Here is a 13,833-nt window from a genome sequence, read left to right as displayed (position 1 = left end):
AACTTATAAATGCTGCACTCTGCTCCGCTTACAAGAAACCTACCCTACCCGGTCCTTGTCGCTGACATCGGCGGCACGAATGCTCGCTTTGCGTTGATAGAAGGCCCCAATGAGCCAACCAAGCTTTGTGGTCAGGAAGGAACGAAGGCGCATGCAACCATTCAGGATGCCATTCGTGCCGGAGTTCTGGAACAAGGCTACGCTGCGCCACGGTCTGCGGTGCTGGCTGTTGCTGCTCCCGTTTCCTGCGACCGGATCGCCCTGACCAATGCAAGCTGGGTGATTGAGCCTCCCGCTCTCATCAAAGAGCTTGGTCTGGAACAGGTGGTTCTTCTCAACGACTTTGAAGCACAGGCCCTTGCCTTGCCATCCCTTTCCCCAGTCGATCTGGATCAGGTGGGCGGCGGCGTGGCTGAGCAGAATGCGACCAAGTTTGTTGTTGGTCCGGGTACTGGCCTTGGTGCTGGTGCGATGATCCGCTCCTGCGGAAAGTGGATTCCGGTTCCCGGCGAAGGCGGCCATGTTGAGCTTGGCCCGCTGAGTGAGGAAGAATACCGCATCTGGCCGTATATCGAGCGCATTGGCGGGCGTGTTGGTGCCGAGCAGGTTGTCTGTGGTGCCGGCCTTGTGCGCCTTGCTAAAGCTGTGCTGCAGGCTGATGGGGTGCATCGTACCTATGAGAAGCCATCGGATGTGCCTTTGGCGGCGGATGATGGTGATGAAGTTGCGCAAAAAGTGCTGCGCTTGTTCAGTGCTGCACTTGGCCGTGTTGCGGGGGATTTCGCGATCACCAATCTTGCGCGCGGCGGTGTGTATCTGGCGGGCGGCATTCCGCCGAAGATCTCACATTGGCTGCATGGTGGTGAGTTTCGGGCTGCTTTTGAGGCCAAGGCTCCGCATGAAGGCATCATGAAGTCTATTCCGACTTACATCATCACGCACAAAAGCCCTGCCCTTGAAGGTCTTGCGGCTTATACCCGCGCACCTGATGAGTATCTGGTAGATCTGACGGGCCGTAGCTGGCACCGCAAGGACGCCAAGACTGCAGATTAGCCTTGTGCTTAAATTCCAAATTGACTGGGAGCAGCTTTGCATAGATTAAGGTCTGTGGAGCTGCTTTCTCTTTTTTGACGCCTACTTTTTTGCGGAGCCCATGACGTCTTCCTCTTTGCCAATCGAAGCGATCCTGCCGGACTTGCTCTCTGCTCTTGAGCAAAACACCAATGCGGTTCTTGTTGCCGAGCCGGGTGCGGGTAAGACAACCCGTGTGCCACTCGCCCTGCTGGATGCTCCATGGCGAGGCGATGGTAAGATCCTCGTGCTGGAACCTCGGCGCCTTGCAGCGCGTGCTGCTGCGCGACGTATGGCGCATACGCTGGGTGAGAGCGTTGGCGAGACGGTTGGTTATCGTGTGCGCATGGACAGCAAGGTTTCAGGCAAAACACGCATTGAGGTGGTGACGGAAGGTGTCTTCACCCGCATGATCCTTGATGATCCTGAGCTTTCCGGCGTGGCTGCCGTTCTCTTTGATGAATACCACGAGCGCTCCATGGACGGAGACCTTGGGCTGGCGCTTGCTTTGGATGTTCAGGAAGCGTTGCGCGATGACCTGCGCATTGTGCCGATGTCCGCAACACTGGATGCGGCTGAAGTTTCCAAGCTTCTGGATGATGCACCAATCCTGAAGAGTGAAGGTCGGCAGTATCCGGTTGAGACGCGCTACATTGGCCGTGATCCGCGTGGAAGGCTGGAAGACCAGGTGGCGCGGGCTGTTCGTTCAGCCTTGGCTGAAGAGACAGGCTCTGTGCTTGTGTTCTTGCCGGGTCAGGGGGAGATCAAGCGCACGCAGTCCTTGCTGGAAGGACGCGTTGCTGCTGATGTGAGCATTGCACCTCTTTATGGCGCTTTGGATAGTAAGGCGCAGGATCTGGCTGTTCGTCCTGCCAAGCCCGGTCAGCGAAAAGTGGTGCTGACCACAGCCATTGCGCAGACATCCCTGACCATTGAGGGCGTGCGTATTGTGATTGATGCGGGTCTTTCCCGCGTACCGCGTTATGATCCGCAAACGGGACTGACACGTCTTGAGACCGTGAAGGTTTCTCGTGCGACAGCGGAACAGCGTAAAGGGCGCGCAGGCCGTGTGGAATCGGGCATATGTTATCGACTTTGGGAAGAAGCGCAGACGAAGGCCCTTCCTGCTGCTGAAAAGCCAGAGATTTTGGAGAGTGATCTTTCCGGACTTGTGCTTGATGTCGCCAATTGGGGTGTTTCTGATCCCGCTCAGCTGAAGTTCATGACACCGCCGCCTGCTGCTGCCTGGTCTGAGGCTAAAGAGCTGCTGGAAGAGCTCGACGCGCTGGATGCAGATGGCGGCCTGACCAAAGCTGGTCGTGACCTTGCGGGACTGCCGCTGCACCCTCGTCTCGGGCACATGCTGGTGCAAGCCTCGCAAGAGGGACAAGCCGAGCTGGCATCGCTAATTGCCGTGATTATTGGTGAGCATGGTTTGGGCGGTCGCTCGACTGACCTGCGAGATCGCTTACGCCGTTTGATGCAAGACCAGAGCCCACGAGGCAAAGAAGCCCGAGCGCAGGCCAAGCGCTGGGTGAGGCTTGTTGGCGGACGCTCCTCTGAGCGTGCCAACTTTGAAGATGCCGGTGATATTCTGAGCCTTGCTTATCCTGACCGCATTGCACAGCAACGTGGTGCCCGGGGCAGCTTCCGCCTTGCCAATGGGCGTGGTGCACAGCTGGAAGAGAGCGAGGCGCTTTATGCCGAGAAATTCTTGAGTATTGCTGAAGTGACCGGTACAGCAGCTCGCGCACGCATTGTGCTGGCTGCGCCACTTTCCTTCAGTGAACTCGAAGCTCGTTTTGCCTCGCACATCCGCGAGAAAGAACAGGTGCAGCTGATGCCAGATGGCGCCATCAAGGCCGTTCGGCAGCGGGTCCTAGGCAAGTTGGTGCTGAACGAGAAGAAAATCTCTGATCCCGATCCAGAAGCGATTGTTGATGCACTGCTTGACCAGATTGCCCGTAAAGGTGCGGCCCGTCTGCCATGGAGCAAGGATCAGTTACGCTATCGCGGACGGGTGACTTATCTGCGCGAGACTGCTGGGAAAGAGTGGCCGGACTTGAGCGATAAGGCTCTGAGTACAGACTTTGAGTGGCTGCGTCCGTTTCTGGCAGGGAAGACGGCGCTGTCTCAAGTGAGTGCGGGCACGTTGGGGGACGCGCTTGCAACGCTGGTTCCGTGGGAGTTGAGTTCGGAGCTGGACAATCTGGCCCCCTCACACTTTGTCGTGCCCACCGGATCGCGCATTCCGATTGATTATGATGGCGAGCAAGGGCCGATGCTTTCCGTTCGGGTGCAGGAGTTGTTTGGCCTTGCGGAGCACCCTAGCATTTGCGGTGGGAAGGTTCAGCTGGTGCTGCAACTGCTCTCCCCTGCTCAGCGGCCTATTCAGATCACCAGGGACCTGCCTGGATTCTGGCAAGGGTCCTGGGCGGATGTGAAGGCTGATATGAAGGGGCAGTACCCAAAACACCCGTGGCCTGATAATCCGCTGGATGCAGAAGCCACGCGCCGGGTGAAACCGCGCAAATAAAAAGCCGAAGAGCATAACGCTCTCCGGCCTTCTAAAACTCGTAGGTGAAAAGCTTATTCGCCTTCGTTTGCAGGAGTTGCCTGCAGCAGGCCGTAGCGCTCGACGCCAATCTTTTCCAGAAGTTCCAGCTGGGTTTCGAGGAAGTCGATGTGACCTTCTTCGTCTGCCATCAGGTCTTCAAAAAGCTTCATGGTGACGTAATCACCTTCGTCACGGCAAACTTCGCGTGCTTCTTTGTAAAGAGCACGAGCGGAGTATTCACCTGCCAGATCGCATTCAAGGCATTCCTTGAGGTCCTGACCGATGCGCAGCGGATCGAGTGTCTGCAGATTCGGGTGACCTTCGAGGAAAATGATACGCTCGATCAGTTTATCGGCGTGTTCCATTTCCTCAATGGATTCTTCACGTTCTTTTTTTGCAAGCTTTGTGAAGCCCCAGTCTTCAAGGAGACGGTAGTGCAGCCAGTATTGATTTACTGCGGTCAGCTCGTGGCGTAGAGCCTTGTTGAGATATTCCAGTACTTTAGGTTCACCCTTCATGTCACTCTCTCCTTGACAAATTGAGGTATTGACCTTTTTTAGAATAATTCCAAGTTACTGTCCAGAGTCATCTTTAACTTGTTCAGCCTCAGCGTATACAACTTCGATGATGCTTTTAAAGCAACCACCACATTTTGGCCTGTACCCAAGGTGACGAAATACCGCGCCCGGAGTGGGGACTACCCCCTCAGGATTCTCGCAAAGCTCACGTGCAGCTTGTTTTATTTGTTTGTCATTAATGACGTTGCAGTGACAAATGATCATTGTTGGTTGCTTTCGGGCTCCCAATTTCGCTTGCAAAGCATTATATAAACAGTAGATCTTTTAAAACTAGAGAATAATACTCCAGTTTCCTGCAGTCCTATCACGAGCAAAGCCCCTATGAACACCAACCAAACGACGAAGGATCTCCGCAAGACAATCGTCTTAACGGGCGCAAGCCGTGGAATCGGCCACGCAACCGTAAAGAAATTTTCTTCAGCGGGTTATCGGGTCATTAGCTGTTCCAGACAACCATTTTCTGACAAATGCCCTTGGCCATCCGGGCCGGAAGACCACATTGAAGTGGACTTGGGTGATGCAGGTAATCTGGAAAACGCCGTTCTCCAGATCAAAGAGCGTCTGAAAGACAACGGCTCCATGCTTCATGCCCTTGTCAACAATGCGGGTATCAGCCCGAAAGACGAGGAAGGCCAACGCCTCGATTCCCTGACAACCCCAATGCAAACATGGCGAGATGTGTTTCAGGTAAACTTCTTCGCGCCAATTATGTTGGCTCGCGGTTTGTTTGATGAGCTGAAGGCTGCGAGAGGTTCCGTCGTGAACGTCACGTCCATCGCCGGGAGCCGTGTGCATCCGTTTGCTGGAACAGCTTATGCGACTTCCAAGGCGGCTCTTGCTTCCCTGACACGTGAAATGGCTGCTGACTTTGGGCCACATGGCGTTCGTGTGAATGCGATTGCTCCGGGTGAAATCGACACTTCGATTCTCTCACCGGGTACCGAGAAAATCGTTGAGACCATTCCAATGCGCCGTCTTGGCAGCACCACAGAAGTGGCAGACACCATCTACTTCCTGTGTTCTGCTCCATCTTCTTACGTGACAGGCGCTGAAATACATATCAACGGCGGTCAGCACGTATAAACGCGTTCTTATGTGAAACGTGAAAGGGGCGCTTTGGGCGCCCTTTTTTGTTGCAAGCTTGCGTGCTGAAGAGCGCCAATCATTGGCAATATTCCTTAGCTCTTTTTTATTGATCCTCTGATTTAATTAGCTGGTTGCATCAAGAAGTGTTGGGGGATCAAACACATGCCAGCGGTCAACTTAAAGAGGGTGCCCGTCGTTTTGTACGGCATGGTGTTTCTGATAGTGCTGCTCGGCATTGTTCAGCAGGTGTTCGTTGATACCATTGGCATTGAAACGCCTTTGAAAGACCTGCGGCATATCTCACTGGATGAAGAACTCAACCTCGGCGCATGGTTCTCCTCCATGGTGATGCTCTGCATTGCCGGTTTGACTGCTCTGATTGGCATCATTGAACGACATTCCAAGAAACCGCAAAACTGGCCCTACTGGTTGGTGCTCGCCTTTGGTTTTCTCTACATGTCCGTTGATGAGAACATCGCAATCCATGAAGTCACAATCGATCCGCTACGCAATGCATTCAACCTGAGCGGTGCTTTTTACTTTGCGTGGGTGTTGCCTGCTGTGGTTCTGGTTGGAACGCTTGGGCTGATTTATCTTCGCTTTCTCATGCGGTTACCAAAACGGTTTGCTGTTTTGTTTGTGCTGTCAGGCAGCATCTATCTGTCTGGTGCAATCGGTTTTGAGATGCTGGGAGCCGTGTTTGCTGGCAGCGAAGGCTATGACGCGCTTGGCTACAAGATCTTCTACATTTTGGAAGAGACATTTGAGCTGGTTGGCCTGACGACCTTTCTCTCTGCCCTGCTCGCCTATCTGGGTGAAGTTCACCAGTACGCGGCCATTACATTCCAGCGATCAATTCAGGCTGGTTATGTCACACCCGAGAAGTGAGGAGAAGGGACAAAGCCCCTTCCCTCAATGTGTTAGCAGGATGCTGCAACAGCACGCTTCGCCATGACCGTCACCAGATTAGCGCGATAGGCAGCGGTACCGTGAAGGTCTGAAAGCATGTTGTCAGCAGATGGTGCCATGCCTGCAACCGCATCGGCGGACCAGTTGCCATCTAGAGCTTTTTCCATGTCAGGCATGCGGAAAACACCATCCTGACCAGCACCTGTCACAGCCACACGAGCACCCGCTCCGGTCTTTGCTACAAAGACGCCAGCCATTGCATAACGCGAGGCAGGATTAGGGAACTTCGCGTATGCAGTGTTCGATGCGACCGGGAAGACAACCGCAGTCACAATCTCATCTTCATCCAGCGCTGTTTCGAACATGCCAGTGAAGAAGTCCTGCGCAGAAAACTCTCGCTTGTTGGTCTCAATGGTTGCTCCAAGAGCCAGCAAAGCCGCCGGATAATCCGCTGCCGGGTCATTGTTGGCGACAGAGCCACCAATCGTGCCCATGTGGCGGACATGCGGGTCACCGATTGTGCCGGCCAGATCAGCCAGTCCTGGAAGGACAGCCTTAATATCTTCATTGGCCGCAACATCTGCATGGCAAGTTGCTGCACCGATGCGGATAGAGCCATCAGCCTGCTTCACAATACCGGAGATTTCTCCGATGTGGCGCAGGTCAATCAGATCACTTGGTGCTGCAAGGCGTTGCTTCATGGTTGGGATCAAGGTCTGACCACCAGAAAGCAGTTTGCCGTCATCAGCATTTTTCAGCATTGCCGCAGCATCTGACACTGTTGATGCGCGATGATATTTGGTCTCGTACATTTTTAGCCTCCCATCCCCTAAAGGGGTCTTTGGCAGAGTTGCTATGAGTTAAGTTCAGACAATTCAGTTTTCGGGTACGGAATAGCTTCCAGATCGGAAAAGAAAATCTTGCGATTTTGCTCACCGTGGATCAGTTGGCCAAGCCGTGCAGCTCTTTCAAACAGAACTGAGGCTTCGCCTTCTTCCCCTGCCAGCAATGTGGCGCGTGCCAGAAGTTCAGAGGCATAGGCGTGGTCAAAGTCTGCCATATCCTCTTGATGAACCTCTGTCAGATCCATGGTCTGCCGGGCGTAACGCATTGCTGCTTCACGGTTTCCAAGCAGAACATGGATACGACCCACGAGCCACAAGCCACGTTGGTGATGGACTTTCGTTCCGGCCTGAAGCCAGTGCCAAAGGCTGGCGTGGGCGACATGGAGCATCTCGTCATTTTCCTCGGGCGAGCGGCTCTCATTTTCTAAGAGAGCCCATGCGCGCTGATTGAGTTCGATGGCGATGAACTTGTGATCCAATGTCAATTTAGCGCCAGCCTGTGCCATTGATTACTCCGCTGCCTGCTTCATGCCGTTGTCCTGAATGAGCTGCCAGACGCGGTTTGGCGAGGCAGGCATATTCATGTCACGAATGCCAAGGGCGTCCGTTACGGCGTTGATGACAGCAGGTGGTGACCCAATCGCGCCAGCCTCACCGCAGCCCTTCATGCCGAGCGGATTGCCCGGGCATTCAGTGACTGTGGTTTCCAGCGTGAAGGATGGCACATCATCCGCACGCGGCATGGTGTAGTCCATGTAAGAAGCTGTAAGCAGCTGACCGTCTTCGTCATACTGGGTGTGTTCCAGCATGGCCTGCCCGATGCCTTGCACCAAACCACCGTGCACCTGACCTTCCACAATCATCGGATTGATGATGGTGCCGAAGTCATCAGCTGCGACAAAGTTCTCGATGGAGACAACGCCCGTATCCGGATCAACTTCGACCTCGCAGATGTAACACCCTGCAGGGAACGTAAAGTTTGTTGGATCGTAGAAGGCACCTTCTTTCAGGCCGGGTTCCATGCCTTCCGGCAGGTTGTGGGCTGTGTAAGCTGCCAGAGAAACTTCGGTGAAGGTGAGTTTCTTATCGGTTCCGGTGACTTTCAACTCACCGTTCTCGATTTCGATGTCCCCTTCGGACGCTTCCATCAGGTGCGCTGCGATCTTCTTCGCCTTGGCTTCGACTTTGTCGAGTGCCTTAGCAATTGCAGACATACCAACGGCACCAGAGCGGGAGCCATATGTGCCCATACCCATCTGCACTTTGTCGGTATCACCATGGACGATGGAGATGCTCTCCGTTGGCAGGCCAAGCCGGTCAGAGACCAACTGAGCGAATGTGGTTTCGTGACCCTGACCATGGCTGTGCGACCCAGTCAAAACCTCAATGGTTCCAACGGCATTCACGCGAACTTCAGCAGATTCCCAAAGACCTACACCTGCGCCGAGTGAGCCGACAGCTTGAGATGGTGCGATACCACATGCCTCAATGTAGCAAGACATGCCGATACCACGGAGCTTGCCAGCAGCTTCGGACTGAGTGCGACGCTGAGCAAAACCATCATAATCGATGGCCTTCATAGCTGCATCAAGAGAGGCTTCGTAATCACCGGCATCATAAGCCATGATCACTGGTGTTTGATGCGGGAACTCGCGCACAAAGTTGATGCGGCGGAATTCAGCTGGCGCCATGCCAACTTCTTTTGCAGCCGTTTCCATCATGCGCTCAACCACATAGGTGGCTTCCGGACGTCCTGCACCGCGATATGCATCCACTGGAGTGGTGTTGGTGTAGACCGCTTTCACATTCGCGTAGATGTTTGGAATGTTGTACTGGCCCGACAGCAACGTCGCGTACAGATAGGTTGGTACAGAAGATGAAAACAAAGACATGTAAGCGCCAAGGTTGGCGACTGTCTTCACACGGAACCCGGTGATTTTGTTGTTCGCATCCAGAGCCAGCTCTGCGGTGCTGTGGTGATCACGACCATGCGCATCTGTCAGGAAGGCTTCTGTACGGTCGGAAGTCCACTTAACGGGACGGCCAACACGCTTTGTTGCCCAAAGACAAGCAATCTCTTCGGGATAGATGAAGATCTTGGAGCCGAAGCCACCGCCAACATCCGGCGCAACTACGCGCAACTTGTTCTCAGGTGCCACGTTGTAGAACGCGGAGAGTACCAAGCGTGCCACATGCGGGTTCTGAGAGGTGGTGTAAAGCGTGTAGTGCTCTTCTGACGGATCAAAATGCGCCAGAGCAGAGCGTGGTTCCATCGGATTTGGAACAAGGCGGTTGTTGTCGATGTCCATCCGGGTGATGTGTGCTGCGTTTGCAAACGCTTCATCCGTTGGAGCTTCCTCGCCGATCTCCCAATCGTAGATGAGGTTGCCAGCGGCTTCCGGATGGAGCTGTGGTGCGCCATCTTTCAGAGCGTCAAGACTGTCAACGACAGCTGGCAAGTCTTCATATTCCACCACAACAGCTTCTGCTGCATCACGTGCCTGCTGCTGAGTATCAGCAACAACAACTGCGATGGCCTGACCGACATAACGGACTGTTTCCGACTCCAAAGCATGGTAAGCGCCCATGTTCATTGGAGAACCATCTTTGGAATGGATCATCCATCCGCAAATGATGTTGCCGATGCCATCTGCAACCAGCTGGTGTCCGTTCAAGACTGCATCAACACCCGGCATTTTCATCGCGTCATCTGTGTTGATGGACTTAATGCGTGCATGAGCGTGTGTTGAGCGGACGAAAGCAGCGTGGCCCATGCGTTGCATGGTCATGTCATCCGTGTAGCGGCCATTTCCGGTAATAAATCTTTTGTCTTCTTTGCGCAGCACTCGTGCGCCGATTCCTTCTGCTGTCATTTCCATCCCCTCCCGGAAGGTTGACTTCAGCAACTGTTCATAGGCTCCAGCAGTGCAACGCACCTGAAATAAAGTGCAGCTGGATCAATGATCAGTTGAATTTCCGAATTATTCTGCGGCTTCGAGAACTTCGGCCATTTCGTCAGCTGCGGCTTTGATTGCCTTGACGATGTTGTGGTAGCCGGTGCAGCGACAAATGTTGCCTTCCAGCTCATGGCGAATTGTTTTCTCGTCGAGATCTGTACCCAGGCGATCAATCATATCGATTGCGGACATGATCATGCCAGGGGTGCAGAAACCGCACTGAAGACCGTGGTTTTCCTTGAAGGCTTTCTGCATGATGTGCAGTTGGCCATTTTGGGAAACACCTTCAATTGTGGTGACAGCAGAACCAGTTGCCTGAACAGCAAGCATACTGCAGGACTTCACTGCTTTACCGTCCATGTGCACAAGACATGCACCACACTGTGAGGTGTCACAGCCGATGTGTGTTCCGGTCAGTCCCTGATTTTCGCGCAGAAATGTAGACAAAAGGGTGCGGTCTTCGACCTCACCAGAAATCTGCTTTCCATTCACCGTCATAGAGACAGTCGTCATGGTTTTCCTCCCTCAAAAAAGCCTGCAATTTCGCGTCCGCAGACTATGAAGCCAACAGCCTTGGTCAGGATCTCCCGTCCTATCAAGGCAGTTGGTTGTAATTTAGGCCATTGGCCTTGTTATTCGGCGGGGCCGTTAGCTTACAAAGCGCCCTCTACGCGCCTTGCAAAATCCGACCGCCAAATTCCTAGTTTCAAAGTAACCAATAAAGAGCAATCAAAACAACCAGAGCCATAAGGCCCCAACCCAGCGGACCACCTAAGAATCCCTTGCCCGCCGCAACTTCTACCTTCTCCTCAACGTCTTTGACTGCATCTTCCAACGCATGTTCAGCATCAGCCATGGCTTCAACTGATCCTTCGATGGCGTGCTCGTTTGCGATAGACTTGGCTTCCTCGATCAGACCCTGATCCAACTCAACAGCTTCTAGCGGCTCATCCTTGCCTGCTACCGGAGTTCCACCGAGTTCTCTGTTCAGATTCGAGAAGAACTCCTCAGCCATCTTCTTGGCAGTTGAATCGATCAACCGGTTTCCCAATTGAGCAAGTTTACCACCGACCTTTGCATTAACCTCATAACTTAGAAGAGTGCCATCCCCACTCTCTGACAGGGTTACATCTGCCGAGCCCTTCGCAAACCCTGCAACACCGCCTTTGCCTTCTCCGGAAATTTTGTAGGACTTTGGCGGGTTCAGATCGGAGAGGGTTACTTCTCCTTTGAACTTGGCTTTGACCGGTCCCACTTTTGCTGTGACCGTGGCAGACATCTCAGTGTCGGAGGTTTTTTCCAGACTATCGCAACCGGGAATACACTTTTTCAGCAATTCAGGATCGTTGAGAGCTTCCCAAACCTTTTCCTGACTCGCAGGTATTTGCTGCTCTCCAGACATTTCCATGGATTGGCCCCCTCGTTCTTTTCAGTGCTTCCTTTAGGTAGGCTCCACGCCTTAAGGTCACTTTTGCATTCCACATCATGTAGATTGGACTTAAATCGAGGGAAAAGACAAGTACCTCTCGTGTTAAAATTGTCATGGATGCTCAAAACTTCTTTTCAGAACACAACGACGTTTTATACGTCCTGCATTATGCTAGTGTTCCCACGCTGTGGATACTCACTTAACGGTAAAGAGCTTGTTTTGCGCTAAAGCGTTGACCCGAGGCCCGCATCGCCTTAATGCCTTTTCATTAAATAAACGAATTCAGCGTGAGGCTTTGTCTCGCGTTTGTGCGCAGAAAATCAAAGGCAACATCCTTGAGCAAATCACCCAAAGGCGGCGCTCCACGAACCCGCAATGCGCAATCCAAAAAAGGCGGAGCACGGAAGGACAACGGTCCGAAGCGTGGTTTTTCTGCCAAACGCGATACCCGAGATAATCGGGACCAGAGAGAGGCGCGCAATCCCCGCGACACTCGTGGTGGCAAGAAAGATAGCGCAGCAGCAACGCGCCCGATCCGGCGAGACCAAACGCGCAGCGCTCCAGCCACCACGGTTGTTGAGCCCATTGTACGCGAACATAAGCCAACATCTGCCCGCTTCACCACCCCTGCCAGCGTTTTGCCTGTGATGGTGGAAATGAACGGTTGGGACGATTATGCCCTGCTGGATATGGGACACGGACAAAAGCTTGAGCGCTACGGTCGCTATAAACTGATCCGCCCTGAAGCGCAGGCTATGGGGGCCCCTCGCCTGCCAGAAAGCGAATGGAAAAGCGCAGACGCTATCTTTACCGGTGACGTTGAAGAAGAAGGCCCAGGCCGCTGGAAGTTTGCCAACCAGGTTGATGAGATCTGGCAAATGAAATACGGCCCTGCCACCTTCAATGGCCAGTTCATGTCTTTCCGCCATGTGGGCGTGTTTCCTGAACAGGCTGCACACTGGGACTGGGTTGGCGAGCAAATCAAAAAAGCAGATCGTCCGCTCAAAGTTCTCAACCTGTTTGGATACACAGGAATGGCTTCGCTGCTGCCTGCTGCTCTTGGCGCGCAAGTCACTCATGTTGATGCATCTAAAAAGGCCATTGTCTGGGCACGTGAGAACCAGGAGTTATCCGGCCTTGAAGACAAGCCAATTCGCTGGATCTGTGATGACGCCATGAAGTTTGTGGAGCGGGAAGTGCGCCGCGGAAACACCTATGACGGCATTATCCTTGACCCGCCGAAATATGGTCGCGGGCCGAATGGAGAGGTTTGGGACTTCTTTGAGAGCGTGCCGCACATGTTGGCGTGCGTGCGAAAGCTGCTCTCGCCCAATGCGCAGTTCCTGCTGATGTCCAGCTACGCTATCCGTGCCAGCTTCCTGTCTTCTCATGAGTTGATGCGTGAATGCCTTGATGGCCTGCCGGGCACGATTGAATCCGGTGAGCTGGCTATTCGCGAACTTGATGGACCACGATTGCTCTCAACCTCCCTATTCAGCCGGTGGAGCGCACCTGAAAACAATAAGGCTGAGGGAGCATAACCCGATGGAAACCAGAGATAATCACCGTGCCGGTGCAGTAAAGCAGATCACCTCACATTCCAATCCGATTGTGAAGGAAATTAAAGGCCTTGTTGCTCAGCGCAAGAATCGCAAACAGTCCGGATTGTTCGTTGCTGAAGGCCTGAAACTGGCAACCGACGCATTGGAAGCAGGCTGGGGTGTGCGTTATCTAGCGCTTGGTCCTGAAGCTCGTGAGAACAAGATTGCGCTAGAAGCGGCTGCGAAAGCAAAAGCCCGTGGCGCCCTCATTCTTGAGGTGAACACGGCTGTGCTTGGTGCGATCACCCGCCGTGACAACCCGCAGATGGTGGTTGGTGTTTACGAACAGCAAACTATGAAGCTGAGTGACATTGACCCGAAAAGTGCCACGACGTGGATCGCGCTCGATCGTGTCCGCGATCCCGGTAATCTGGGAACCATCATCCGCACCGGCGATGCGGTTGGTGCGACTGGCGTTATTCTGATTGACGAAACAACTGATCCATTTGCTGTTGAGACAGTACGTGCGACAATGGGCTCTCTGTTCCATATGCCACTTGTGCGCTGTACTGCTGATGAGTTCGTTGAATTCCGCAAGAGCTGGTCCGGACCTGTGGTTGGCACTCATTTGCGGGGCACAAAGGACTATCGTGCTGTAGATTATAAAGAACCTGTCATTTTGTTGATGGGCAATGAGCAGGCTGGCCTGAGTGATAAACTGGCTGATACCTGCTCTGATCTGGTGAAAATTCCGCAGGCGGGGCAGGCTGATTCAATGAACCTGGCTGTTGCAACGGCTGTGATGCTTTATGAAGTGCGCAGGAACTATCTGAAGCTGTAAACGTAAGCCGGGGGGCTTG

General features: G+C 53.5%; 13 protein-coding genes. 6 read left to right on the top strand and 7 right to left on the bottom strand.

Annotated features, from left to right (window positions below):
- Nucleotides 1–9 precede the first annotated feature (9 nt).
- Nucleotides 10–1,053, top strand: coding sequence for a glucokinase (glk, locus tag PsW64_RS26365; protein WP_057464192.1), 1,044 nt, complete (start codon nt 10–12; stop codon nt 1,051–1,053).
- A 100-nt stretch (nt 1,054–1,153) separates the two neighbouring features.
- A complete protein-coding gene (gene hrpB, locus PsW64_RS26360; RefSeq protein WP_063305555.1) occupies nt 1,154–3,607 on the top strand; it encodes an ATP-dependent helicase HrpB in 2,454 nt (817 codons plus the stop codon).
- 53 nt (nt 3,608–3,660) lie between these two features.
- On the opposite strand, the gene bfr is transcribed toward hrpB, so the two are convergent.
- Together bfr and PsW64_RS26350 are read right to left on the bottom strand one after the other, a co-directional pair.
- The gene (bfr, locus tag PsW64_RS26355) at nt 3,661–4,146 is read right to left on the bottom strand and encodes a bacterioferritin (RefSeq protein WP_054784322.1); all 486 of its coding nucleotides are present in this window, start codon (nt 4,144–4,146) and stop codon (nt 3,661–3,663) included.
- Between the two features lie 54 nt (nt 4,147–4,200).
- Complete coding sequence (locus PsW64_RS26350) at nt 4,201–4,410, bottom strand: (2Fe-2S)-binding protein (protein WP_063305554.1); 210 nt, start codon at nt 4,408–4,410, stop codon at nt 4,201–4,203.
- 117 nt (nt 4,411–4,527) lie between these two features.
- Here PsW64_RS26350 and PsW64_RS26345 point away from each other — a divergent pair, with 117 nt between their 5' ends.
- On the top strand, nt 4,528–5,289 hold the full coding sequence (locus PsW64_RS26345) for an SDR family NAD(P)-dependent oxidoreductase (protein ID WP_063305553.1): 762 nt from the start codon (nt 4,528–4,530) through the stop codon (nt 5,287–5,289).
- Between the two features lie 165 nt (nt 5,290–5,454).
- Entirely contained in the window at nt 5,455–6,180 is a 726-nt protein-coding gene (locus tag PsW64_RS26340; RefSeq protein ID WP_208981043.1) for a hypothetical protein, read from the top strand.
- Nucleotides 6,181–6,212: 32 nt separating this feature from the next.
- On the opposite strand, the gene PsW64_RS26335 is transcribed toward PsW64_RS26340, so the two are convergent.
- From PsW64_RS26335 to PsW64_RS26315, 5 genes are all read right to left on the bottom strand, one after another.
- Nucleotides 6,213–7,013, bottom strand: a complete 801-nt coding sequence (locus PsW64_RS26335) for an FAD binding domain-containing protein (protein WP_063305552.1) — start codon at nt 7,011–7,013, stop codon at nt 6,213–6,215.
- Nucleotides 7,014–7,054: 41 nt separating this feature from the next.
- Complete coding sequence (locus PsW64_RS26330; RefSeq protein WP_063305551.1) at nt 7,055–7,552, bottom strand: hypothetical protein; 498 nt, start codon at nt 7,550–7,552, stop codon at nt 7,055–7,057.
- 3 nt (nt 7,553–7,555) lie between these two features.
- Nucleotides 7,556–9,919 carry a xanthine dehydrogenase family protein molybdopterin-binding subunit gene (locus PsW64_RS26325; protein ID WP_063305550.1) on the bottom strand — a complete coding sequence of 788 codons (2,364 nt, stop codon included), beginning with the start codon at nt 9,917–9,919 and terminating at the stop codon, nt 7,556–7,558.
- A gap of 108 nt (nt 9,920–10,027) precedes the next feature.
- Nucleotides 10,028–10,516 (bottom strand): (2Fe-2S)-binding protein, encoded by a 489-nt coding sequence (locus PsW64_RS26320; protein ID WP_057464199.1) that lies wholly within the window; start codon nt 10,514–10,516, stop codon nt 10,028–10,030.
- Nucleotides 10,517–10,709: 193 nt separating this feature from the next.
- Nucleotides 10,710–11,411 (bottom strand): SRPBCC family protein, encoded by a 702-nt coding sequence (locus tag PsW64_RS26315; protein ID WP_063305549.1) that lies wholly within the window; start codon nt 11,409–11,411, stop codon nt 10,710–10,712.
- A 356-nt stretch (nt 11,412–11,767) separates the two neighbouring features.
- On the opposite strand from PsW64_RS26315, the gene PsW64_RS26310 reads away from it, so the two are divergent.
- Both PsW64_RS26310 and PsW64_RS26305 read left to right on the top strand, forming a co-directional pair.
- On the top strand, nt 11,768–12,973 hold the full coding sequence (locus PsW64_RS26310) for a class I SAM-dependent methyltransferase (RefSeq protein ID WP_446737476.1): 1,206 nt from the start codon (nt 11,768–11,770) through the stop codon (nt 12,971–12,973).
- 4 nt (nt 12,974–12,977) lie between these two features.
- Nucleotides 12,978–13,814, top strand: coding sequence for a TrmH family RNA methyltransferase (locus PsW64_RS26305; protein WP_063291332.1), 837 nt, complete (start codon nt 12,978–12,980; stop codon nt 13,812–13,814).
- Nucleotides 13,815–13,833: the final 19 nt, after the last annotated feature.

This window comes from Pseudovibrio sp. W64, assembly GCF_001623145.1.
Taxonomy (GTDB): domain Bacteria; phylum Pseudomonadota; class Alphaproteobacteria; order Rhizobiales; family Stappiaceae; genus Pseudovibrio.
Note: the sequence above shows the minus strand (reverse complement) of the source record. Positions and strands in the feature narration are given on the sequence as shown.

Excerpts from the sequence above, each read along its gene's own strand:
- PsW64_RS26330 (WP_063305551.1), bottom strand. The coding sequence starts at position 7,552 with ATGGCACAGGCTGGCGCTAAATTGACATTGGATCACAAGTTCATCGCC.
- PsW64_RS26325 (WP_063305550.1), bottom strand. The coding sequence starts at position 9,919 with ATGACAGCAGAAGGAATCGGCGCACGAGTGCTGCGCAAAGAAGACAAA.
- PsW64_RS26345 (WP_063305553.1), top strand. The coding sequence starts at position 4,528 with ATGAACACCAACCAAACGACGAAGGATCTCCGCAAGACAATCGTCTTA.
- glk (WP_057464192.1), top strand. The coding sequence starts at position 10 with ATGCTGCACTCTGCTCCGCTTACAAGAAACCTACCCTACCCGGTCCTT.
- PsW64_RS26340 (WP_208981043.1), top strand. The coding sequence starts at position 5,455 with ATGCCAGCGGTCAACTTAAAGAGGGTGCCCGTCGTTTTGTACGGCATG.
- PsW64_RS26320 (WP_057464199.1), bottom strand. The coding sequence starts at position 10,516 with ATGACGACTGTCTCTATGACGGTGAATGGAAAGCAGATTTCTGGTGAG.
- PsW64_RS26335 (WP_063305552.1), bottom strand. The coding sequence starts at position 7,013 with ATGTACGAGACCAAATATCATCGCGCATCAACAGTGTCAGATGCTGCG.
- hrpB (WP_063305555.1), top strand. The coding sequence starts at position 1,154 with ATGACGTCTTCCTCTTTGCCAATCGAAGCGATCCTGCCGGACTTGCTC.
- PsW64_RS26350 (WP_063305554.1), bottom strand. The coding sequence starts at position 4,410 with ATGATCATTTGTCACTGCAACGTCATTAATGACAAACAAATAAAACAA.
- bfr (WP_054784322.1), bottom strand. The coding sequence starts at position 4,146 with ATGAAGGGTGAACCTAAAGTACTGGAATATCTCAACAAGGCTCTACGC.
- PsW64_RS26305 (WP_063291332.1), top strand. The coding sequence starts at position 12,978 with ATGGAAACCAGAGATAATCACCGTGCCGGTGCAGTAAAGCAGATCACC.
- PsW64_RS26315 (WP_063305549.1), bottom strand. The coding sequence starts at position 11,411 with ATGGAAATGTCTGGAGAGCAGCAAATACCTGCGAGTCAGGAAAAGGTT.